This is a genomic window from Dyella sp. 05T440, assembly GCF_056395965.1.
In genome coordinates this window covers 31,758-54,455 of record NZ_JBFTKN010000011.1, presented here as the reverse complement: position 1 = coordinate 54,455, position 22,698 = coordinate 31,758, and the positions used below count along the sequence as shown (strand labels likewise).

The window sequence follows — 22,698 nt, the reverse complement described above, 5'->3', positions numbered from 1 at the left end:
GGGTGCGGCCAGTTTTTCGACAGGACAGGGATGTCCTGTCGAAAAACCCCGTAACCCGCACGCGCACCTGGAGGGCGCAGCCCGGAAGGCGCGTCATCCGGGGGCCCTTCTCTTTGGTTACCTTCTCTTGGGCAAGCAAGAGAAAGTGACCCGGCCTTCCCAAAAAGGGGACTAGCTTTGCGTCGCCGGCAGGAGGACCGAAGCCCGCGGCAGGCGAGCCAGGTCGCTGTATCGCGACAACTAAACACCGAGGCTCTGGGTCCCGGCTTTCGCCGGGACGACAAATAGAAAAGTTCCCGCGAGCACCCGCCCCTCACCCCAACCCTCTCCCCGGAGGGGAGAGGGAGCAGAAGCGGGTTACGCAAACATATCCACCAACCCCACCACCTTCATCACCGCCCCCGCCACCGAACCCAACTCTCCAACACCCTCAGCCACCCCACTCTCAGACCCGGAAGAGGAACCACCCGACGTCCCGGCCTGAGCAGAACCCTGCCCCGTATTCCCCTGCCCCACCTGCGCCTGCCCCAAGGTCAAACCATGGTGCGCCAGCATCGAATCAAGCTGGCTCAGCGTCTGCTGCACGGCGTGCACGGCCTGCGGGTGTTGCGCGATGAAGGCCACGTCCACATGGTCCTGCTTCACGCTCACCTTCACATCAAGCTCGCCGAGGTCCTCAGGATGCAGGCGGATGCGTGCCTCCTTGACGTCCTGGCCACCCAGCCAGGTCACTTGCTGGCTCAGTTCCTGCCCGAACGAAGGCGACCCCACGCTCGATTGCATCGTGAGCGCATGCGGAGCGGGCGCGGTCGCCACGTTCGACGAAGTCTGCGGTTGCTGCGACATCGCCTGGGCAGTGAGATTCTTCAGTGCATCGACCGAGTCATCGCTGTGATTGCCCTGGCTCGAAGACGCCGTCAATGCCTGCAAGGCCGTGCTGAATGCATCGCCCTGCGTGCTCGGCGTGGTATCGGTCGCCGGCGCGGCCACGGCGTCATCGCCGTCGCCCACGTCCTGGGTCGCCATGGAAAGGCTTTTGTCCTCAATCCCACCCAAGCCCTTGTCCAGGTCAGCCACGCCGCCTGCCTTTGCCTGCCCCGCTGCTTGCGCAGCACCGAGCAGTGCGACGGTGGCCGGCGTCACAACGGATGCAGCCGCGGCAGTGACAGCGTCCGTCGCATCTTCACCGTCAGCCGCCGCCGGGACCGCACTGGCAGCCGCCGAAGCCGGCACGCTCTGGCCCAGCAAGGCGAGCATCGCGGCGGCAGCGGCGGGCGCGTCAGAGGCCGACTTGTCGTCGTCCTTGTCGTCCTGCTTGCTCTTGGCGGGTGACTGCGATGGAGTCGAGGGGCTGGCCTTTGCCGATGCGTGCCGGTCGTGCACGGGCCGTGACGGGTCGCTCTGCCGCGCCAACTGCTGACGGGCATGCTGCAAGGGCTTGCTGAAATCCTTGTTCGGATCGCTGGACGAAGCGCTCGTCGTATCGCTGGCAGGCGCGTTCGTGGGCGGCGGCAGATTCACCACCGCGGCAATGGACGAGGTCATACGATGATCTCCTGGAATGCGTTGATGGCGGTGCTCACGAGAGCCCCCTCGCCGGCCGGCGGTACTGATTGCGTTCGTCGACCTCGGCCTGTTCGCGGCGGTCCTCGCTCTTGCGTTCCTGCTCGCGGTAGCGGTCGATCACACTGCCCAGCGCCTGCTCGCGGGCGTGGGCTTCGCGCCACTGGTTGCGCGCGCCATCAAGGACGCGGCGTTGGCGCGCCACTTCGTTGATCTGTTGCGCGATGACCTGGTCGATGCGCTCCACGAACTGACGCCGGTTGAGCAGGGCGCTCACGCTCACCCCGCCCTGCGCCTCGGCGTACTCGGCGCGGTATTTCTGCAGCTCTTCCAGCTGCTGCTCGGCCTTGGCGAGCTTTTGCTGCTGCTCGGCCAGGCGCTGCATGGCCGTTTCCTGACGGTCGTGCGCGAGGTCGGCGGCAGGTTGCAGGCGGTTTGCGCGGGATGTCACGGCGTGCCTCCGGCGGTCAGCATTTCAAGTGCGCCAATGGCGTCGTTGAGCGTGGTCGGCGCGTCCACCTCCTGCTGCAGGAAGTCGCGCAAGCGCGGCCACATGGCGATGGCGTGATCCACCTGCGGGTCGGACCCTTTCTGGTAAGCACCCACTGTGATCAGATCGCGCTGCTGGCGATACGCCGAATAGACCTGGCGAAAACGCTGGGCGGAACGCAGGTGTTCGCGCTTCACGACCGCCGGCATCACGCGGCTGATCGATGCCTCGATATCGATGGCGGGATAGTGACCCGCTTCGGCCAGATCGCGCGACAGCACGATATGTCCGTCGAGAATCGCGCGCGAGGCATCCGCAATGGGATCGTGGCGATAGTCGTCGCCCTCGGTAAGCACGGTGTAGAACGCGGTGATGGAACCGCGGCCTTCGGCATCATTGCCAGCGCGCTCCACCAAGGCCGGCAGCATCGCAAACACCGACGGCGGATAACCCTTGGTGGCCGGCGGCTCGCCGATCGCCAGCGCGATCTCGCGCTGCGCCTGCGCATAGCGCGTGATCGAATCCATCAGCAGCAGCACGCGCTGGCCGCGATCGCGGAACCACTCGGCGATCGCGGTGGCGTACTGCGCCCCGCGCAGTCGCTTGAGTGGCGGCGCATCCGCCGGCGCGGCGACGATCACGGCACGTGCGCGCCCTTCCGCGCCCAGCGTGTGTTCGACGAATTCCTTCACTTCGCGGCCGCGCTCGCCGATCAGGCCCACCACCACCACGTCGGCGTCGGTGTAGCGCGTCATCATGCCGAGCAGGGTCGACTTGCCGACGCCCGAACCGGCGAACAGGCCAAGGCGCTGGCCGCGGCCGACCGTGAGCAGCGAGTTAATCGCGCGCACGCCGGTATCCAGCGGCGTATCGATCGGCTTGCGCGCCATCGGGTTGATCGGTTCGTTCTTGAGCAGGGCGTGCTCGTCCACATCGAGCGGGCCAAGGCCATCGAGCGGCACGCCGTCGGCACCGACCACCCGGCCCAGCAAAGCCATGCCCACCGGCAGGCCGCTGGTATGCGCGCATGGACGCACGCGGGCGTTGGGCAGCACGCCATGCATTTCGGTGACAGGCATCAGCAAGAGGCGTTCATCGGCGAAGCCGACCACTTCGGTTTCCAGTTCGCTGCCATCAGCCGTGGTGACCAGGCAGCGCGCACCCAGGGGCGCCTCGCAGCCTTCCGCTTCCAGCGTGAGGCCGACCACGCGGCGCAGACGCCCTTCCACGGTCAGCGTGCGCGCGCCGATGGCGCGTTGCCGACGACGGGCCAGTCGCTCCTGCCACAAGGCGGCACGCGACGGGCTGGGCGCGTTCATCCACGCACCTCGTCGGCATCTTCATCGATGCCTTCGGCTTCGGCGCCGAGCACGGCATCCACGACCGCGGCGAGCCGTGTTTCAACGCGGGCGTCGAGACGCGAGCGCTCGCTTTCCAACAGGCAATCGCCGCGCTGCAGGCTGTTGTCGGGCAGCAGCTGCCAGTGCGACTCCACCATCTCGAGCGAACGCAGCAAGGCCAGATCATCCGGATGCAGGCGCACGCGCAGGTTGCCGCTGGCCGAAGGCAGCGCCAGCGCCGCCTGGCGCACGGCTTCCACCACCAGGTCGGGGGTGGTGCGCAACTCGTGCGCCAACACCTGGCGCGCCACCGTCATGGCCAGGCGGGTCAGTTCCAGTTCCACCAGTTCATCCATGCTGCGCAGTGGACGGGCGGCCGATTCCAGCAAGGCGTCCAGTCGCTGCATGCGTTCGTGCAAGACCTGTTGCGCCTCGGCCATGCCCTGGGCGAGGCCCGCGGCATAGCCCTCTTCGCGCGCTTGCTGCTCGATCGATTCCAGCTCGCGCACGGTCGGCTGCTGCACCGGCTCTGGCGTCGGCTCGACCGCCACCGGCTCGCCCACTTCGGGCGGGAGCCAGCGTTCAAAGGGCAGCAACTTGTCACGGTTCATCACGGCGTTCATGCGACCAGCTCGTCACCTGTGCCGGAGAGATTGATGGCACCCGAATCGGCCAGCTTGCGCGCGATGGCGAGCACTTCCTTCTGTGCCGAATCCACTTCGCTGAGGCGAACCGGACCGGATACTTCCAGGTCGTCGCGCAGCATGTCGGCCGCGCGCTTGGACATATTGGCGAAGATCTTTTCGCGCACGCCGGGCTCGGCGCCCTTGAGCGCAGTAACCAGGCGGGCGGTCGGCACTTCACGCAACAGGGTCTGCATGCTGCGGTCGTCGAGGTCACCGAGGTCTTCGAACACGAACATCAATTCTTCGATGCGGCCGCTCAGGCCCGAGTCGTGGGTACGGATGGCCGCCATCAACTCGTTTTCGCGGCTGGTTTCCATCGCGTTGAGAATATTGGCCGCGGCCTTGAGGCCACCGACGCTCGCGGATTTGAGCTTTTTGGTGTTGCCGCCGGCGAACTGGCGCTCCATGATTTCGTCCAGCTCGTTCAACGCATGCGGCTGCACGCCGTCGAGCGTGGCGATACGCATCACTGCGTCGCTGCGCACGCGCGGCGCCAGGTAACCGATCACTTCGGCCGCCTGATCCGGTTCCAGATGCGCCAGCACCAGCGCGATGATCTGCGGATGTTCCTGGCCGATCATCTCGGCGATGGCGCGGCTCTCCATCCACTTGAGCGACTCCAGGCCCTTGCTGGAGCGACCAAGCAGGATGCGATCGATCAGGCCGCCCGCCTTGTTCTCGCCCAGTGCATTGACCAGGATCTTGCGGATGTATTCCTCGGTGCCGACGCCCAGCGAGGTGTGCCGCCCCATGTCTTCATTGAGGCGTGCGAGCACCATTTCCACCTGCTCACGGGTGACATTGGTGAGGCTGGCCATGGCCGAACCCACCGCCTGCACGTCGCGTGCGCTCAGATGCCTGAGCACCTCGGCCGCGTCCTGTTCGCCCAGGGTGAGCAGCAGGATGGCGGCACGCTGCGCGCCGCCGATTGGCGTTTCTGCTTTCATGATGCGTTCTGCCCGCTGACTTGTTTCACCGTCGCCTGCCGCAGAGGAGCCAGCGACGACATGCGATGTCGACGCTGGCCATGCGGACGTCGTGCGAATTCGCGCTTAGCCGCCATCTTCGCCCACCCAGCTCTTGACCACCTGCGCCACCTGCTTGGGGTTTTCGCCGACCATGCGGCGGGCCAGGCCAATGCGTTGCTCGTACGCCAGTTGCGGCGGCACGCCGAGCTTGAGCACGTCGTCGCCCTCGTCCTTGTCGTCCACGCGCACCGAAATGGTCGGCGTGTCCATGGGCATGGCACCGGCCAGGGCAAGCTCGCGACTGGTGGACGGCGCGCGCGACAAGCCGCGCAGCAACGGCCGCAGCAGGCCGAACGCCACCAGCAGTGCCACCAGGATGCCGGCCGCCTGCTTGATCAGGTCGAGCATGCCCGGACGTTCCCAGAACGGCTGTGCCGGCGTGGCCACATCGTTGCTCGGGTCCTGATGGAAGGCCTGATTGATCACGCTGACGCTGTCGCCGCGCGCCTCGTTGTAGCCCACGGCGTTGCGCGCGAGGGTCGTGAGATGTTCCAGTTCCTGCGGGGTGAACGGCACGCTCTTGTTGCCGCCCTTGTCGCCGGGCACCAGTTTGTTGTCGACCACCACGGCCACGGTGAGACGCGCGAGGCGACCCGCCGGATCGCTGACGTGGCTGATGGTGCGATCGAGTTCGTAATTGCGTGTGGCGCTGCTGGAGTTTTGACTGGGGCCGTTGCTCTGCGCGGTCGCGGCCGTCTTGCCTGCCCCATTCTTGCCCGCGGCAGGCTTTGCTGCGGTCGGCTGCGCCACGGTATTTGGCGGCTGGTTGCTCAACGCGCCAGGAATCGAAGCGTCGTTCGCTTCGCCGGTGTGCTGTTCGCTATTGGTCTGCTCGCTGCGCAGCGCGGGATGTTCGTGGTCGAACGTCTCCGTCGCCTTCTCGGTCTCGCTGAAATCCAGATCCGCATAGACCTGCGCGCGCACTTTGCCCGGGCCCACCAGCGGCGTCAGCAGTTCTTCGATGCGCTGCGCATAGGTGTTCTCGATGCGCGTGGCCAGACGCAGACGCGTATCGCCGATGGCGCTGGCGCTGCCCGCATCGGTGGTGGTGAGCAGCTGGCCCGCCTGATCGACCACCGACACCTGCTTGGGATCGAGATTGGGGACACTCGACGCCACCAGGTGGACGATCGCCGCCACCTGGCTCGCATCGAGCTGGCGACCGGCATATAGCGTCACCAGCACCGAGGCGCTCGCTTCCTTGTTGTCGCGGATGAAGGCCGACGGCTTGGGCAGCGCCAGATGCACGCGCGCAGCGCGCACCGATTGCAGACCCGCGATGGTGCTGCCCAGATCGCTTTCCAGCATTTGCTGGTAACGCGTGCGCTCGGCCAGATCGCTCATGCCAAACGGCGAATCGGCACCGGGTGCGGCCGCAGTGGCGGAGCTGCCCTGCGGCAGGCCCTGCGCGGCGAGCTTGAGGCGAATGGCCGCCAGATCGGAAGCGGGCACCATGATGGAGTTGCCATCAGCGCCCAAGGTGTACGGCGTATTGGAGGCCTGCAGCGCCTGCGTGACGGCGGCGGCATCCTTTTGTTCCAGACCGGCGTAGAGCAGGCCGTAGTTGGGGCCGCGCGACCACAGCACCACGGCAACGCCAAGGGCAACGGCGCCGGCCACACCCACCAGCAGCAACAACTGTCGTGTTGCCGGGGTGCGCGCAAGCTGCTTGAGGTCCAGGCGAGAACCGGGGCTTTCGTCGGTGGTCGCGAGGGCGTTATCGGCCATGAAGACTGCTCTTGCTTGGGGGACGCAGAAACGTCGTCAATGGACCGGTCAGACCGGCATGTTCATGATGTTGTTGTAAGCGTCGACCAGCTTGTTTCTCACCTGGGTCAACGTGTTCAACGACAGATCGGCCTTGTTGATGGCGACCATGGTGCGACCGAGGTCGGCGCCGTCATCGCCGCGTTCGAAACTTGCCGCCTGCATGCCGGCGTCGGTCTGCGCATCGGCCACCGACGAAATCGATTTCTTGAGCAGGCTGGCAAAATCGGTCTGCCCTGGCGCTGCCGCGGTAAAGGACTGCTCCGCCGGCTTGGTCTGCAAGGAGAGCTGGCGCATCTGCGACAGCAGGTTGTTGACGTCGATCTGACTCATGACGGAATTCCAACGCGTAAAGAGTTATCGAGGGTGTTACTGCACGACGTGTGCCACGAAGCCGGAAGTGAGTGGCGCGTGGTGAGCAGTGAGAGAAAGCGTGACGCAGTTCCGCTTTCCGGAAGTGAGTGAAGCGGAGTGCGTGGCGTGAGCAGGGCAAAGCCTGCCCTCTTCCGCCTCTCACTCCTCCCGACTCACTCCCGCACTTAGGCCTGCAAACTCGGCTGCAGACCGTACTTGCGCAGCTTTTCCACCAGGGTCGTGCGCTGCATGCGCAGCAGTTTCGCCGCGTGGGCCACCACGCCGCCGGTAACGTCAAGCGCTTGACGGATCAGACCCACCTCGATGTCGGCAAGGTGATCCTTAAGATCCAGGCCACCCTCGGGCAGCATCACCAGCGAATCGCTGGCCACCACGGCCATCGGCTCGGGCAGCACGGTGGAGTGACCGGTCATCAGCGACAGCAACGCCGCGCCTCGCACTTCCTCCACGATCTGCTGGCCGCGATATTTTTCCGGCAGGTCGCTGACGCGCACTTCGCTGTGCGGATAGAGAATGGAAAGACGCTCGACCAGGTTGTAAAGCTCGCGCACGTTGCCCGGCCACGCATAGTTATGCAGCGCATGCATGGCGCCGGCGCTGAAGCGCACGCTACCCAGGCCACGACGCGACAGGCGCTGGTTGAATTCGCCCACCAGCTCCGAGAGGTCGTCCAGGTGCTCGCGCAGCGCGGGCATTTCCAGCGGGAACACGCTCAGGCGGTAGTAAAGGTCTTCGCGGAACTGGCCATCGGCGATGGCGGCTTCCAGGTTGCGATGCGTCGCGGCGATGATGCGCACGTCGCAACGCTGGGTGCGATTGCTGCCCACGCGCTCGAACACACGCTCCTGCAGCACGCGCAGAAGTTTCACCTGCATCGGCAAGCTCATGTCGCCGATTTCATCCAGGAACAGCGTGCCGCCCTCGGCCAGCTCGAAGCGACCCTTGCGGGTACTGATGGCGCCGGTGAATGCGCCCTTCTCGTGACCGAACAGCTCGCTTTCCAGCAATTCGGCGGGAATGGCGCCGCAGTTGATCGCCACGAACGGCTTGTCGCGACGCGAGGAACACTCGTGGATGCTGCGCGCGACCATTTCCTTGCCGGTACCCGATTCGCCCAGCACCAGGACGCTGGAATCGAACGGAGCTACCTGGCGAACTAATGCGTTGACACGGGCCATCGGACCGGAGCTGCCCACCAGCTTCAACTCCGGACGACGCGGCGTCTGCGCCTGCGGGCCACGAAGCGTCTGCGAGAGTTGGTCGTAGCGCAGCGGGAATTCGATGATGCCGACACGGCTGTTGTCGGCGGCGGCGTCATTGCCCAGGCGCGGCAGCCATTCGGAATCGGCGGCCATCAACACCATTGCCTGATTGGACGCCGTGCCCAGCCGCGCGAACTGACGTTCGGCTTCGGCTTCATCCCATACATTGCCCACATACACGGCGCGCCATGCGTGCGTCGCTTCGTCCACCATCTCGCACTCTTCGCCGCGCTGCGGGCGATAGCCGAGAAATTCCAGCGCCGAAACGACCGACTCCGCCCTGCGGTGATCGGACTCGATCACCAGTACGTCGAACTTGCCCATGTGATGTTCTCGTGCGTGCTGCTTCATTGGTGTCCCCCTGGATTGCACCTGCTCGCTGACGACAATCCGTCGCCGTCCGCGAGTAGGAATGAGCAAGAAGAAGGCCAGCCAATCACGTTTTTTCGACGCGGCGTGGGACTTCACGCCTGCCGGTGAGCGTCACCTGATGTAAACGTTGCCAGGAAACTACGCAGCGGTACGCCACAGACCACTGAAATCGCTAAAAAAAAATCCCGAGGCGCAATGCTCGGGATGGTGACCCTGTGCGACACCCTTTCGAGATGTGCGTCAAAGAACGTTCGTGTCGGGTTTCCGTAGCGTGATAGCGATCACATTACGATTGTGAACCGGGTTCGCAGTCTACGTCGCGGTCGCTCGACGCTCTGCCACTTTACGTCGGTGATGGCGGAACACGAGTCGCTCAATCGCGTCACATGTCGCCTCATCCATCGATTCAAAGGCAACAAAAATGTGATCTGCATCACGCTCTTGCACGACTTGCGCGGCAAGTTCCAGCGGCAAGGCCAGGCATCCGTCGAAGTGCAGACGCACCAAAGCATGCTCTTGCGCAGCCGGCCACAAGGACTTGGGCAATAACGCGCCAATCGCGTTGAAGCTGACACGCACACGGGGCGGCAGCTGCGCGTCGCGCTGAAGCAACTGGTCCAGCATGGCCATCAGCACGTTGAGCTTGCTGTCCAGGCGCTGCATGTCCTGGCCAAGCTGGCTCTCTTCGTCCAGTGCCTCGCTGCGGCGCTCGTTGAACACGGCCAAGGTGCCAAGCACGCTGAGATTGCGATCGCGCATGGCCATGCGCTGCAGCTCGCCCAGTGGCTCGGTCAAGGCCGCACAGCTCACGTGCAGGCCGTCGTCATAGGCCACCCGCTCGGAAAACTGCTGCCAGGATGCGTCTTGCATGATTCCCTCGTTGCGCTGGGCCGGTGAACGTCGCGGCCGTGCCCGATTATGCGCGCTTGCTGCCGGGTGGCGCCGGGCTTATTCGACGCCGGCGCGCAGATAGGCGCTGAGCGCGCGATGGCGATGCTGATGCTGGCCCAGATCCTCGCCCAGGCGATCGCGCTGCTGTCGAGCCAATTCGCGCACTTCTTCGGTATGCGCCAGCAAGGTCTTGAGCACGGGCAGCGACTGGGCTTCGGTCATGGGCAAGCGGGCGATCTGCTCGCTGCGCTCGGTCTCCAGCGTCGCCACGGCGTTCCAGTCGCCTTCACGGGCGGCTGCCAGCATGCGTTCGCTGAGCTCAAGCGCCACCGCGCGCGTCGCGTTGTCCATGTTCATGCCGCCGCGCTGGGCTGGCTGCCCTGTTTTGCCAGGAAATCATGGCGGATCTGGCGCCAGGCATCGCGCACCGGGGTGAGCAGATCCACTACTTCGTCGATCGCACGCTCGTCGTTATTGAGCTGCGCGTGCAGCAGGCGACGACTCACGTAGTCGTAAAGCGCATCGAGCCGGCCCGCCAGCGCCCCGCCCTGCGCATGATCGAGGCTGCCACGCAGTTCGGTGACGATCGCGTGTGCGCGGCTGAAGTGCATGCCCTTAGCCGGCACGTCGCCGCGACGGATCGCGCCGCGCGCCTGGTTGATACGGTCGATCACGCCATCGAACAGCATATTGGTCAGCTGGTGACGGTCGGCACCTTCCACGCTGCCGCGCGCGCTGGTTTCCTGATAGAGCGCACTGGCGTTGCGCATGTAGCCGTAGGTCATGGTCGATCCCCGGAGGTCAGTTCTTGGAGCTGGAGTTGGTCAGCTGCGCAAGCGCCGTGGTGAGATACGTGCTGGTGTTGTTGAGCGAGGACATCAGCGTATCGAGCGCGGTGTACTGCTGCTGCAACTGCGTCTGGTACGTGGCCATGCGGTTGTCCAGCGAGGTCTGCTGCTGGCCCAGCTGCGTCAACGTATTGTTGAGGCTGTCCATCCGCGTGCCGATGATGCCGCCACTCTGCGTGTACGAATTGATCGCCGTGTTGAGCGTGGTGCCATAGCCGTTGGAACCGGTGAACAAGTCCTTCACTGCCGAGGGATTGCTCTGGAAGGCCGCGGCAAGCTTGTCTTTATCCAGGCTCATGGTGCCGTCGGCATTGCGCGTGATGCCGACATTGGCCAGCGTGCCGATGCCGTTGCCCTTGACCGAATTGCTCAACACGGAGGCGATCTGGCGCTGCACCGAGGTGAGCGTGTTGTCGCCCAGCAGCACGCCGGGAGGATTGGCGCCGGTGGTGTCGAAGCTCGACAGCGACGTTACGGTGGACGCATAGCTGTTGTACGCGTCCACCAAGCCCTGGATCGCGTTGGTGGCGGCGGTATTGTCCTGCGCCACGGTCAGCGTGTTGGTGCCGGTGCCGGTGAGGTTGAGCGTCACACCGTCCATCATGCCGCTGACGGAATTGGTGGGACTGGTGACGGCGATGCCGTCCAGCGTGAGCTTGGCGTCCTGCGCCTCGTTACCGCCCGGTGTGTTGAGCGTATTTGCGAGACTGGTGAGGCCGCTGCTGCTGGTGGCGTTGGCGCTGACGGTGAAGCCGTTGGCCACGCCCGTCTTGGTCGAGCTCAGCATCAGCTGCTGGCCATTCGTGCCGTTGACGATGGTGGCCGTCACACCCGGATTGGACGAGGAATTATTGATCGCCGTGGCGATGCTCGACAGCGAATCGGTGGCCGACACGGCCAGGTTCATGGTGGTCGAACCGACCGTGATGTTCAACGTGCCTGCGCCGACTGCCGTACCCGAAGTCACCGGGCTGCTGGCACGCTTCTGCGCCGTGGCCAGCTGGCTTACGGCGATGGTGTAGGTGCCCGGATGCGCGCTCGACATCGTCGTCGCGGTGCCGATGCTGCTACTGCTGCCCTGCGCGGTCAGCGTCGCGTTGTAGCTGCTGAACGTGCTGGCGGCGCTGAGCGTCGCCAGCGCGGTCTGGATGCCGCCCAGCGCCGAATTCAACGACGACAGGCCGCCCAGCAGGCTGTTCGTCTGGTTGGTGCGCGTGGTGATCTGCTGTTGCGATGCGGCCTTGCGTGCATTCACCAGCGCCGTGACGATCGAATCGACGTTCAGGCCCGAGCCGATGCCTGCGGCGCTGAGCGTGCCGCTGCCGGCGGACGATGAACCGCTCGACGAGGATGAACTGCCGGAGCCGCTGGTGGCCGACGTGAGCGAATTGAGCAACGCGCTGAGGCTGCTACCGCTGGTGCTGCTAGTCGTGGTCATCGCACTACCTTGTCCGTTTCCCGAAGTGATTCCGCCGTGGCGGAAGTTTTCGAGCCCCCGGCAAAATCTTCACGCATGAAGACTTTGCCGGAAGCTCCCGAAACACCGGGCGGGCTGCGAGGGGCAACCCGCCTGGTGGTAGATCCGGCCGCGGTGGATGCGACTCGGGAGGAGTCGCATCCGGGCCTGCGTCCGTTACTGCAACAGCTTGAGAACCTGCTGCGGGTTGGAGTTGGCCTGGGCCAGCACCGAGATACCCGCCTGCTGAAGCACCTGCGCCTTGCTGAGGTTGGCCGTCTCGGCCGCGAAATCCGCGTCCTGGATGGTCGACTGCGAAGCCTGCAGGTTGGTGGTCTGAGCGGCCACCGTGGAGATGGTCGACTGGAAGCGGTTCTGCACCGCACCCAGCTGGGCAGCGAAATCGCTGACCGTCTTCAGGGCGACGTCGACGCGGGAGATCAGGTCGTTGGCCGAATCCACCGTGCCCACGCTACCCGTGGCGAGCGAGCCACCGGTCGCGGCCGAGGTGCCCTGGGTGTAGGTCGCACCGGCGTTCACGTCCGTAGCGGACGCGCCGACGATCTGACCCTTGGTGTCGCCAACCGTCAGCGCACCGGCGGAGTAGAAGTTGATGCCGTTGCCGGCACCGTTCACTGCCGCGCTGACGCCCGTGATACCGGCGGCATTGATGGCGTCGGACACGTCCTGCAGGCTCTTGGCGCTGCTCAGGTCGATGGCCGTGCCATTGATGGTCAGGCCTTCCTTCGACAGATCGCCCGTGGCGGCCACGACGCCCGTGGAGGCACCGGTGCCGGCAGCGGCGGTCGAGGCCGGCAGGCCGAGCGTGGTGGCAGCTGCGCCGGTGAAGGTCAGGGCAGCGGCGCCGCCGTTGTTGATCTTCAGTTCGCCCGTCGTGCTGTCAACCGACGCCACCGAGCTGCCCGCAGCCGTGTTGATGGCGGCAGCCAGGTCACCGGCGCTGTGGTAGGTGCCAGCAGCAACGGCAACGTTGGTGGTGCCGCCGTCGACGGAGACGTTCAGCGCGCCAGCGGCGAGCGTATAGCCCTTGAACGCATTGCTGATGTCGCCCGAGGCCACTTCGGCAACCTGGCCCATGGCGCTCGACTTCACGCTGGTGCCCAGGCTCACCGAGATGGTCTGGCCGACGTCGGCGCCGATCTGGAAGCTCTTCGTCTTCATCGAGCCGTCCAGCACGTTCGAACCGTTGAACGTGGTCTGGTTGGCGATACGGGTGATTTCAGCCAGGCGCTGCTGCACTTCCTGGTCGATCGAGGCGCGGTCCGAATCGGTGTAGGTACCGTTGGCCGACTGCACCGCGAGGTCGCGGATCGCCTGCAGGTTGGCGGTGACCTGGTCCAGGGCGGAACCTGCGGTCTGCGCCAGGTTGATGGCGTCCGACGCGTTGGCGCTGGCCTGGCCGAGGCCGCCGATCTGCGTGGTGTAGCGCTGCGAGATGGCGAAGCCGGCGGCGTTGTCGGCGGCGCTGTTGATCTTCAGACCCGACGACAGACGCTGCGTGGCGGTGGACAGCGCGCTCTGCGACTTGGTCAGGTTGTTCTGCGCGTTCAGCGACGAGATATTGGTATTGATAACGAGAGACATGGATTTCTCCTACGTAACCGGTGACCGGTTGAATTGGCTGTATGCGTGCCGGCGATCAGGTTCCGCGTGGGATGCCATCCGCCTCAGTGAACTTTTCGGCCCGTCCTGCGATTACTTGAGCCGTGTTCGATGCCAATTCGTGATGGAGCGCACTGGATCGGGCCTTGCCCGCCTTTCTGCCGTCCCATCAACCATTCAACGTTGCGTAGCCCTCCTCTCGTTCTTGCGATGTTTGCCTTGCGCGCAGCTTGCTGCGATTACTTCAGATAGTTGAACAGGCTCATCGACTTCACCTGCGCAAACATCTGCTGCGATGCCTGCAACGCCGTCTGCTGCAGCGACAGATTGCTGATGGCGGTATACGCATCGGCGCCCTGCACATCCGACAGTGCGCTCTTGTAGGTGACGCTGAGATCCTGATAGGCGCCCTGCTGCTGTTGCAGCGTGTCCAGGCGTCCACCGATGGACACCTGCACCGAGCTGATCGCCGACTGCGTCTGGTCGATCGACTCGATCTGGCGACTCATCACATTGGTGAGCTGCGTATCGGTGGTGCTGCCGCTCTGCAGCGCATTGATCATGTTGGTGAGCGTGCTGAAGATGTCCTGCTGGCCACCGGATGTCACCGACACCGTGTCGCCAGCGGCAGGCGTGCCGCTCATCGCCATGGTCATGCCGTTGAAGCTGATCGAGCCGCCATCGGTATACGTGCCAGTGACCGGGTTGCCGCTGCTGTCGAGCACGGCGTTGCCGTTGGCATCGGTCGCCGACCACGTGCCGCCGGTGCCGAAGGTGATGGTGTAGCCGCCGCCGCTGCTGGACGTGGCGCTATTCCACGCATTGAGATCAGTAACGCTGTTGCTGCCCACCACCAGGGTGCCGGTGTTGGCGCTGCCTGCACTGGCTTCGAACGTGCCATTACCCATGGGAATAGTCATGAACAGGCCCGAGCCCGGATCGCTGCTGGCGACCTGCAGGCCTGCGCCCACTGCCGAGCGTTGCTGTGCATCGTTGCCGCCGTAAGTCACCACGCCATTGGCATCCGACTGGAACGGCGTCTTGGTGGTGCTGGTGCCGGCAAACAGCGCGTTGCCGTTGCTGTCGGTGGTGTTGGCCAGTTGAAGGAGCTGGTCGCGCATCTGGCTGAGCTGGCTGGCGATGCTGTTGCGGTCGCTCGCTGACAAGGTGCCGTTGACCGCCTGCAAGGCCAGCGTGCGTGCATTGTCGAGCACGCTGTTGACTGAGCTGAGCGTGCTCGCCTCGGTGTTCAGTCGGGTGTTCGCCGTATCGATGGAGTTCGAATACTGCTCGTTCGCCGCGATCACATGATTGAGGCTCACCACCTGACCGGCACCGGCCGGATCGTCGGAGGCCAGGTTGATGCGATTGCCGGTGCTGACTTCGTTCTGCGTCGCCGCCAGCGCGCTCTGCTGGCTGAGCATGGTGCTGAGCGACTGCTGATACATCCAGCTCGTTGAAAGGCGCATGGACGGTTATCCCTGGATCGCGGTGAGCAAGCTGCTGAAGATGGTTTGCGCGGTGGAAATCACCTGCGCGGAGGCCTGGTAGGCCTGCTGGTACTTGACCATGTTGGACGCCTCTTCATCGAGGTTCACGCCCGAGACGCTTTGCTGCGCGGACATGGCCTGGTTGAACAGGCTGGTCTGCGTGGTGAGGTTGCTTCCTGCCTGGCTGCCCACCGTGCCGATGTTGGTGGTCAGCGTGCCGTACGCATCGATCACCGACTGCGTGCCGCCGGCCAGCACACCCTTGTCCGCCAGGCCGGCCAGCGCAAGCGCATTGCTGGTGTCGTTGAGGCCGTTGGTGTTGGCGCCGATGCTGAAGCTGTCGCTGGCTGCCGGTGTGCCCGACGGCGTCACGCTCCAGCCGTTGGCGCTGATGGTCTGCCCCGGCGCATAGCTGCCGCTGGCAAGCACGTTGCCCGAGCCGTCGGTCACCTGATAGCTGCCGGACGTCGGAAAACTGACAGTGGCGCCGCTGAGCAGGGCAGCATTGGTGGGATCGGTCACCGTCACCGAGCCGATCGCGCCGTTGCCGGTATTGGCCTTGGCCGCCGTCGCATTCAACGCGGCTGCGGCAGCAATGCCGTTGGGATCAGTCATGGTGAGCGCGAGGCCGGTGGATGCCTGGCGCGTCGGCTGCAGCTGGAACGTGTCGCCCGCCTGCGCCGTACCGGACAGCGTCAGCGTCATGCCGTCGGCGGAATACGTGCCATCCGGGTTGGCCGTCATCGGCACGCTCTGGCCGGCGGTGGTCGCCATGCTCCAGTTGCTGCCGTCGTAGCTCAGCACATAGTCCGAACCGGTGAGCTGCGACACGTCGCTGATGCTCGCCGACACGCTGGCCGTGCCCTTGTTGAGATTGCTGGGCAGCACGGCCGGCGACGGTACGCTGAACATCGGCCCGCCCTGCTTGCCGTATTGATCCAGGCCCTTGGACTGCTGCGTGTTGACGCTGGTGGACAGCGCCACGGCCGCCTGGCCGAGCTGGTTCTGCACGCTGTCGAGCACGTTGCCGCGGTAATCGAGCAACGCACCCAGCGAGCCGCCGCTCAATTTGCTGCTGACCACGGTGCCGGTGTTGTCGAGCACTTCGGTGCGCGAGGCGTCGTACTGATTGTTGCCGGTCTTGAGCGCAAACGATTTGTCGCCGGTGACCAGCGCCGCGCCGCTCGAGGTATACACGCTGACCGTGCCGTCGCTCTGCGTATAGGCAGACACACCCAGATAACCCGACAGCGTCTGCACCAGGTTGTCGCGCTGGTCGAGCAGGTCGTTGGGAACATTGTTGCCCGCCGCATGGATCTGCGCGTTCACGCTGGCGATATTGGCCGAGACGTTGTTGATGCTGTCGACCGTGGTCGAAATCTGCGCATTCACCTGGCTCTGCTGCGCCGCGAGCTGCTGGCCCAGCGTATTGAACACCGTGACGGCCTGGCCGGCGCTGCCCAGCAGCGACTGACGGCTCGAGGCCACGCCTGGCGTATTGGCGACCGTGCTGAACGCGCCATAGAAGTTATCCAGCGCAGTCTGCAAGTTGCCGCTGGCCGAGAGCGAACTGTTGAGCGTGGTGGCCAGGCTGTTGTACGTGGTGGCGCGCTGCAGGCTGGAATTGGACGTCCACAACGCGGTGGTGAGGAAGTCGCTGTAAGCGCGCTGCACCGCCTGCACATTGACGCCGCTGCCGATGGTGTAGTTGCCGCCGGCCTGCGAGATGGCCTCGGTCTGCAGCACCGTCTGACGGCTATAGCCCGCCGTGTTGACGTTGCTGATGTTGTTGCCCACGGTGGTCAACGCCACCTGTGCGGCGTTCAGCCCTGAGGTACCAATGCTGAGAAGGTTAGACATATGTCATTCCGGGGCAATCACTGGGAGGGGTTCGGCGCGACGCCGACTTTCTTGAGGGCGGCTTGCCCGATGGCGTCGAGTGCGTCACGCATCTGGGGACTATTGGCGATGGCCACGATTTTTTGCGCATAGGACGGATCGGTCGCATAACCACCGCTGGCGAGTCCGCGGGCGAAGCCCACCACGTCTTCGCCATGGTTGAGCGCCTTGGCATAACGCGGGTTGTCGGCAATCAGTTGGGCGTAGTCGTCGAACGACTGGCCCGGGTTGTCGTAGGAGCGGAACTGCGCGCGGCGATGCACTGCCACGCCATCTTCGAATTCCAGCGTGGGCACGCTTACCTTTTCGCCGCCCCAGCTCTGCCCGGCCTTCATGCCGAACAGGTTGTTGCTGGTATTGCCGTTGGAATGCGCCGGCATGTGCTGGCCCCACTGCGTTTCCAGCGCGGCCTGCGCCAACACCGCGCGTACCGATACACCGAGTTTCTCCGCAGCCTTTTGCGCATAAGGCGCCAGCTGGCGCACGAAATCTTCCGCGTCGGCCGGCATCAGCTTGAGCACCTTCTCGCCGACCTGCCGCGCCGAACCTGCGATGTCGCTGAGGCGCTTCTGCCAGCTGTCGTCCAGGCCTGCCGCACCGGCCGTCTTGCTGCCACTGGCGTCGCCGGTCGCGCCATCCGACTTGCCGCCGAGTGCGCCGCCCAACTGGCGCACCAGCATCTGCGCGATGCCGATGCCATTGCCGCCCTGCGACAGCTGCACCGACAACTGCTGGTCGAACATGTCGCGCCACTGGTTGCCGGCATCGCTGTCGAACAAGCCGTCGCCGCTGCTCGCGTCGCGCATCGACTTGAGCATCATCTGGGTGAAGATCGACTCGAACTGCTTGGCCACCGCCGGCAGCGCCGCCTTGGCGTCGCTCTGCGCGCTCTGGCGCAACGCGGCGAACCCGGACAGATCGGTCCAGGTATTCAGACTGCTGGCAGCGTCGCCCGAGATCGCCATCAGATCACCACCAGCTCCGCATGCAGCGCACCCGCCTGCTTGAGCGCCTGCAGGATGGAGATCAGATCGCTGGGCGAGGCGCCCACCTGATTTACCGCACGCACGATGGTGTCGAGATTCGTACCCGGGCCGAACTTGAACATGTGGCCGCCGTCTTCGCTGACCTGCACGTCGCTTTGCGGCACCACCACCGTCTGCCCACCCTTGCTGAAGGGCGCCGGCTGCGATACCTGCGGATTCTCGGAAATCGTCACCTGGATCGAGCCGTGCGCCACGGCGGCAGGCGTCACGCGCACTTCCTGTCCGATCACCACGGTGCCGGTGCGCGAGTTGACCACCACGCGCGCGGGCGCATCGCCCGGCGTCACTTCGATGCCCTGGATCGCGCCCAGCCATGCCACGCGCTGGGCCGGATCGAGCGGACCACGCACGCTCACCGAGCCACCATCGAGCGCACTCGCGGTGCCGGCGCCGTAGGTGCGATTGACTGCTTCTGCCACGCGCGTCGCCGTGGTGAAGTCGGCCGTGTTGAGATTGAGCACGAGGTCGCCGCCGTTGGAAAACGCGGAAGCCACCGCACGCTCCACCGTCGCGCCATTGGGCACGCGACCGCTGGCGGAAATATTCACCTGCACGCTGGAGCCGCTCTTGCCCTGCGCGCTGATGCCACCCACCACCACACTGCCCTGCGCCATCGCATACACATTGCCGTCGGCACCGCGCAGCGGCGTCATCAACAATTCGCCGCCGCGAATGCTCTTGGCATTGCCGATCGACGCCACCGTGACATCGATCGCCTGCCCCGGCTTGGCGAACGGCGGCAGCTGTGCGGTGACCGTGACGGCTGCTGCGTTCTTCAGCTGCGGACGCACATTGGCCGGCACCGTGATGCCGAACTGCACCAGCATGTTTTCCAGACTCTGCGTGGTGAACGGCGCCTGCGTGGTCTGGTCGCCACTGCCATCCAGGCCTACCACCAGGCCATAACCGATCAACTGATTGCTGCGCACGCCGGCGACCTGGGTGAGGTCGCGGATCTTGTCCGCATGTAGCGGTTGGTTCACCGAGAGGCACGCGCACAGCACGATGGCCGTACTGCTTAGCGCCGATGCAACGCGTTCGCGGAGACGAACGAGCGAGACGCGCGGGAGCAAGCGACGGATGTTCATCAGTACGGCATCCATTTTGAGCTGAAGAAGCGCGACAACCAGCCCTGCGTATTCGCATCAGCCAGTGAACCCTTGCCGGTATAGGCAATCTGCGCTGCCGCCACGCGCGTCGACGGCACGCTGTTGTCCTGCAGGATGTCCTGCGGACGCACGATGCCGGAGATGCGGATCAGCTCCTGTCCCTGGTTGATGGTGAGCATCTTCTCGCCGCGCACCAGCAGGTTGCCGTTGGATAGGCGCTGCGCGACGGTCACCGTGATCGAGCCGGTCAGCTGGTTGCTCTGGCTGCTGTCGCCGCTGCCGTCGAAGCTGCGGTCGCCATTGGTGGTGGTATTGGCCACCTTGCCGCCGATGCTCAGGCCCTGACCGAGAATGGTCGGCGCATCGATGCTGGCGGTGTCCTTCTTGCTGGTGCTGGTGCTGGCCTTCTTCGACGCCTGCGTGCTCTCCACCAGCGAGATGGTAAGGATGTCGCCCACGCGATGCGCGCGCGCATCGTTGAACAACTCCATGCCTTGCTCGGCGTGGTAGATCGAGCCATCGGTCGGCGGCGCCGCGGTCTGTTCCGCCGGCATGGTGGCCGCCCACTGGTGATCGTCGCGCGGCTGCGGCATGACGCAGCCCACGAGGCCGACGATGGCCACCACGACACTGATCCGATTGAGGAAGCGCAAGGACAGCATGACGGTTCTCACATCTTGTCGGTCAGGTCTTGCAGCATCTGGTCGGTGCTGCTGATCGCCTTGGAATTCATTTCGTAGGTGCGCTGGGTTTCAATCATGTTGACCATCTCGGCCACCACGTTGACGTTGGACGATTCCAGCGAACCCTGCAGCAGCGAGCCCATGCCGTTGAGCGCAGGCTGGCCCGTCTGCGGCGCGCCGCTCGAGGCGGTCTCCACATAAAGGTTCTGGCCCAGCGGCTGCAGGCCGGCGGGATTGATGAAGTCGGCCAGTTGCAGCGTGCCCAGCGTCTGCGGCGTCGCGGACGACGTTGTAGTGGCCGAGACCGTGCCGTCCGTGCCGATGGTGATGTTCTGCACGCCCGGCGGCATGGTGATGGCCGGCTCGAGCGGATAGCCGTCCGCGGTCACCAGCTGGCCATTGGGATCGGTATGCAGCGCGCCGTCGCGCGTATACGCCACGCTGCCATCGGGCATGCTCACCTGCAGGAAGCCGCGACCCTGGATGGCCACATCCATCGAGCCGCCGGTCTGGGTCAGGTTGCCTTCGGTGAACAGCTTTTCGTTGCCCACCACTTTCACGCCGGTGCCCAGCATCAGGCCCGACGGGTTGAGCGTCTGCTCGGTGGTCTGCGATCCGGGTTGGCCCTTGTTCTGGTACATCAGGTCCTGGAACGCCGCACGCGAACTCTTGAACGCGGTGGTGTTGGCGTTGGCCAGGTTGTTGGAGATCACGTCCATGCGCGTCTGCTGCGCGTCCAGGCCGGTCTTGGCAATCCACAGGGAAGAAAACATCGGTTACTCCGTGTAAGTCAGGCTTAGTTGGACTGCAGCAGCTTGAGGCTGGAATCGGCGTTGTCCTCGGAGGTCTTGATGGACTTCACCTGCATGTCGTACTGGCGCGAAAGCGCGATCATCTTCACCAGCTCCGCCGATGCATTGACGTTGCTGCCTTCGAGCTCGCCCGAGGCGATGGTGATGTTTTCATCGGCGGCGGCCGTGCTGCCATCGCTCATATGCATCAGGCCGTCGCCAGCCTGCGTCATCTGCGCGACATCGGGATTGACCAGCTTGATGCGGTCGATCTGCGATACCGAGTTCGGGCCCTGCCCCTGCGGCACGGTTGAAATCGTGCCGTCGGAACCGACGCTGATATCCGTCGACGGCGGAATGGTGATGGGCCCGGAACTGCCCATCACCGGGTTGCCGCGCGAATCGGTCAGCCCACCATCGGCGGTGAGCTGAAGATCGCCCGCACGCGTATAGCCTTCCGAACCGTCCGGCGCCTGCACCGCAATGAAACCGGGACCGCGCACCGAAATATCCAGCGAACGCCCGGTGTTGACCGGCGAACCCTGCGCGCTGCTCTGGCCAATGCCATGGGTCACCGCATTGATACGCGCTGGCGTGCCATCGCCAAGCACCGGCACGCTCTGGAACGCGGACATCTGGCTCTTGAAGCCGACCGTGGACGCATTGGCCAGGTTGTGGCTCACCGCGTCCTGGGCGCGCATGATCTGCGTCGCCCCGGTCATCGCTACGTAGACGGAACGGTCCATGGCTTATCAGCGCGAGACGGCGTTGAACAGGGACGACGCCAGCGTGTTGTCGGTCGACAGCACCTGCGCATTGGCCTGGTAGTTGCGCTGGGCCTGGATCATGTCGACCAGCTGTGCGGTGGTATCGGCCGTGTTGGAGCTTTCCAGCTCGCCGGACTCGATGGTGCCGAACTCGCCCGAGTTCGCCGTACCCATCGTGGCCGGGCCCGAATCGGTGCTCGCCACCCAGGTGGTATTGCCCAGCTGGCGCAGGCCCTGCACGTTGGCGAAGTTGGCGATGGCCACCTGGCCGATCTGCGTGCTCTGGTTGTTCGAATAGGTCGCCGTGACCACACCCTTTTCGTCGATGTCCAGACCCGACAAGGTGCCTGCTTCGAAGCCGTTCTGGATGATCGGGGCGGCCGAGTAGTCCGTACCGAACTGAGTGATATTCGTCACGTTGAGCGACAGCGTCAGCGGCGAAGAACCGTTGCCGAGATTGACCGGGTTGAAGGCCAACGTGCCGGTGGTCGGCGTGGTGAGCTTGCCGGTGCTGTCGAACGTCATCGGCTGCGTGCCGGCGCTCTGGCCGTCCACATAAAGATTGGCGTTCCAGGTATTGGTGCCGGTCTTCACGTAGTAGATCGTGGCCTGGTGCGAGCCACCCTGCGAGTCGTACACGGTGACCGGCGCGGCGTTGTTGTAGCTGGTCGAATCGGTGGTGCTGAACGGATTGGTCGGCACGGTGGCGCTGGCCGGCAGGTTCGACGACAAGGTGATCGACGAGGTCGCCGTGGCGCTGCTCTGCGCGGTCTGCCAGCTGAAGTCGGACAGCGTGCTCATGTCGAAGCCGCCATTGCCGTTGGGCGGGTAGATCTGCAGGCGCGAACCATCCGGCGAGGTGATGAAGCCGTTGGAGTTCTTGATGAAATCGCCGGCGCGCGTGTACTGCACGCCGCTGCCGTTGTTCACCGCGAAAAAGCCGTTGCCATTGATGGCCAGGTCCAGGCTGTTGCCGGTGGTCTGCAGGTCGCCCTGATTGAACTGCTGCGCCACGTCCTGCAGCGTGACGCCGCTGCCCACCGCGGTGGAATTGAGGTTGAGGCCGGTCACCGCGAAGATGTCCGCGAACTCCGCACGCGAACCCTTGAAGCCGGTGGTGTTGGCGTTGGCGATGTTGTTGGCGATGACGTTGAGATCGGACTGGGCAGCGTTGATGCCGCTGAGCGCCGTGTTGAGTGCCATGTTCTATTC

At 64.7% G+C, this 22,698-nt stretch carries 21 protein-coding genes; all 21 read right to left on the bottom strand.

Going from position 1 to position 22,698, the window contains the following annotated elements; translation table 11 throughout:
• Window positions 1–357: 357 nt before the first annotated feature.
• The 21 genes from AC1DE1_RS15120 to flgE all read right to left on the bottom strand — a co-directional run bounded on the left by AC1DE1_RS15120 (window position 358) and on the right by flgE (window position 22,689).
• Window positions 358–1,545: a flagellar hook-length control protein FliK gene (locus AC1DE1_RS15120; protein WP_477176990.1), complete on the bottom strand. Its 1,188-nt coding sequence runs from the start codon at window positions 1,543–1,545 to the stop codon at window positions 358–360.
• A 34-nt stretch (window positions 1,546–1,579) separates the two neighbouring features.
• Window positions 1,580–2,014, bottom strand: coding sequence for a flagellar export protein FliJ (gene fliJ, locus AC1DE1_RS15115; RefSeq protein WP_441602978.1), 435 nt, complete (start codon window positions 2,012–2,014; stop codon window positions 1,580–1,582).
• Window positions 2,011–3,372, bottom strand: coding sequence for a flagellar protein export ATPase FliI (gene fliI, locus AC1DE1_RS15110; protein WP_441602979.1), 1,362 nt, complete (start codon window positions 3,370–3,372; stop codon window positions 2,011–2,013). Before fliI ends, fliJ begins: the two co-directional genes overlap by 4 nt.
• A complete protein-coding gene (locus AC1DE1_RS15105) occupies window positions 3,369–4,016 on the bottom strand; it encodes a flagellar assembly protein FliH (RefSeq protein ID WP_441602980.1) in 648 nt (215 codons plus the stop codon). Before AC1DE1_RS15105 ends, fliI begins: the two co-directional genes overlap by 4 nt.
• Window positions 4,013–5,008: a flagellar motor switch protein FliG gene (gene fliG / locus AC1DE1_RS15100; protein ID WP_441603154.1), complete on the bottom strand. Its 996-nt coding sequence runs from the start codon at window positions 5,006–5,008 to the stop codon at window positions 4,013–4,015. Before fliG ends, AC1DE1_RS15105 begins: the two co-directional genes overlap by 4 nt.
• A gap of 123 nt (window positions 5,009–5,131) precedes the next feature.
• Entirely contained in the window at window positions 5,132–6,835 is a 1,704-nt protein-coding gene (fliF, locus tag AC1DE1_RS15095) for a flagellar basal-body MS-ring/collar protein FliF (protein WP_477176989.1), read from the bottom strand.
• A gap of 48 nt (window positions 6,836–6,883) precedes the next feature.
• Window positions 6,884–7,207 (bottom strand): flagellar hook-basal body complex protein FliE, encoded by a 324-nt coding sequence (gene fliE, locus AC1DE1_RS15090; protein WP_441602982.1) that lies wholly within the window; start codon window positions 7,205–7,207, stop codon window positions 6,884–6,886.
• A gap of 206 nt (window positions 7,208–7,413) precedes the next feature.
• A complete protein-coding gene (locus tag AC1DE1_RS15085; RefSeq protein ID WP_441603155.1) occupies window positions 7,414–8,835 on the bottom strand; it encodes a sigma-54 dependent transcriptional regulator in 1,422 nt (473 codons plus the stop codon).
• A gap of 360 nt (window positions 8,836–9,195) precedes the next feature.
• Window positions 9,196–9,753 carry a PilZ domain-containing protein gene (locus tag AC1DE1_RS15080; RefSeq protein WP_477176988.1) on the bottom strand — a complete coding sequence of 186 codons (558 nt, stop codon included), beginning with the start codon at window positions 9,751–9,753 and terminating at the stop codon, window positions 9,196–9,198.
• Between the two features lie 78 nt (window positions 9,754–9,831).
• Entirely contained in the window at window positions 9,832–10,131 is a 300-nt protein-coding gene (locus AC1DE1_RS15075) for a flagellar protein FliT (protein ID WP_477176987.1), read from the bottom strand.
• Complete coding sequence (fliS, locus tag AC1DE1_RS15070) at window positions 10,128–10,559, bottom strand: flagellar export chaperone FliS (RefSeq protein ID WP_441602985.1); 432 nt, start codon at window positions 10,557–10,559, stop codon at window positions 10,128–10,130. The genes AC1DE1_RS15075 and fliS overlap by 4 nt, the downstream gene beginning before the upstream one ends.
• Before the next feature lie 16 nt (window positions 10,560–10,575).
• Window positions 10,576–12,060, bottom strand: coding sequence for a flagellar filament capping protein FliD (gene fliD / locus AC1DE1_RS15065; RefSeq protein ID WP_477176986.1), 1,485 nt, complete (start codon window positions 12,058–12,060; stop codon window positions 10,576–10,578).
• A gap of 195 nt (window positions 12,061–12,255) precedes the next feature.
• The gene (locus AC1DE1_RS15060) at window positions 12,256–13,683 is read right to left on the bottom strand and encodes a flagellin N-terminal helical domain-containing protein (RefSeq protein ID WP_441602987.1); all 1,428 of its coding nucleotides are present in this window, start codon (window positions 13,681–13,683) and stop codon (window positions 12,256–12,258) included.
• A gap of 257 nt (window positions 13,684–13,940) precedes the next feature.
• Window positions 13,941–15,170, bottom strand: a complete 1,230-nt coding sequence (flgL, locus tag AC1DE1_RS15055; protein WP_477176985.1) for a flagellar hook-associated protein FlgL — start codon at window positions 15,168–15,170, stop codon at window positions 13,941–13,943.
• Between the two features lie 6 nt (window positions 15,171–15,176).
• Window positions 15,177–17,051 carry a flagellar hook-associated protein FlgK gene (flgK, locus tag AC1DE1_RS15050; RefSeq protein WP_477176984.1) on the bottom strand — a complete coding sequence of 625 codons (1,875 nt, stop codon included), beginning with the start codon at window positions 17,049–17,051 and terminating at the stop codon, window positions 15,177–15,179.
• A 17-nt stretch (window positions 17,052–17,068) separates the two neighbouring features.
• On the bottom strand, window positions 17,069–18,055 hold the full coding sequence (gene flgJ, locus AC1DE1_RS15045; protein WP_477176983.1) for a flagellar assembly peptidoglycan hydrolase FlgJ: 987 nt from the start codon (window positions 18,053–18,055) through the stop codon (window positions 17,069–17,071).
• Entirely contained in the window at window positions 18,055–19,224 is a 1,170-nt protein-coding gene (locus AC1DE1_RS15040; RefSeq protein ID WP_477176982.1) for a flagellar basal body P-ring protein FlgI, read from the bottom strand. The genes flgJ and AC1DE1_RS15040 overlap by 1 nt, the downstream gene beginning before the upstream one ends.
• The gene (gene flgH, locus AC1DE1_RS15035) at window positions 19,224–19,907 is read right to left on the bottom strand and encodes a flagellar basal body L-ring protein FlgH (protein ID WP_477176981.1); all 684 of its coding nucleotides are present in this window, start codon (window positions 19,905–19,907) and stop codon (window positions 19,224–19,226) included. Before flgH ends, AC1DE1_RS15040 begins: the two co-directional genes overlap by 1 nt.
• A gap of 8 nt (window positions 19,908–19,915) precedes the next feature.
• Window positions 19,916–20,701 (bottom strand): flagellar basal-body rod protein FlgG, encoded by a 786-nt coding sequence (flgG, locus tag AC1DE1_RS15030; RefSeq protein ID WP_046973171.1) that lies wholly within the window; start codon window positions 20,699–20,701, stop codon window positions 19,916–19,918.
• Between the two features lie 23 nt (window positions 20,702–20,724).
• Window positions 20,725–21,465 carry a flagellar basal-body rod protein FlgF gene (gene flgF / locus AC1DE1_RS15025; RefSeq protein ID WP_441602993.1) on the bottom strand — a complete coding sequence of 247 codons (741 nt, stop codon included), beginning with the start codon at window positions 21,463–21,465 and terminating at the stop codon, window positions 20,725–20,727.
• Between the two features lie 6 nt (window positions 21,466–21,471).
• Complete coding sequence (gene flgE, locus AC1DE1_RS15020) at window positions 21,472–22,689, bottom strand: flagellar hook protein FlgE (RefSeq protein ID WP_441602994.1); 1,218 nt, start codon at window positions 22,687–22,689, stop codon at window positions 21,472–21,474.
• Window positions 22,690–22,698 lie beyond the last annotated feature (9 nt).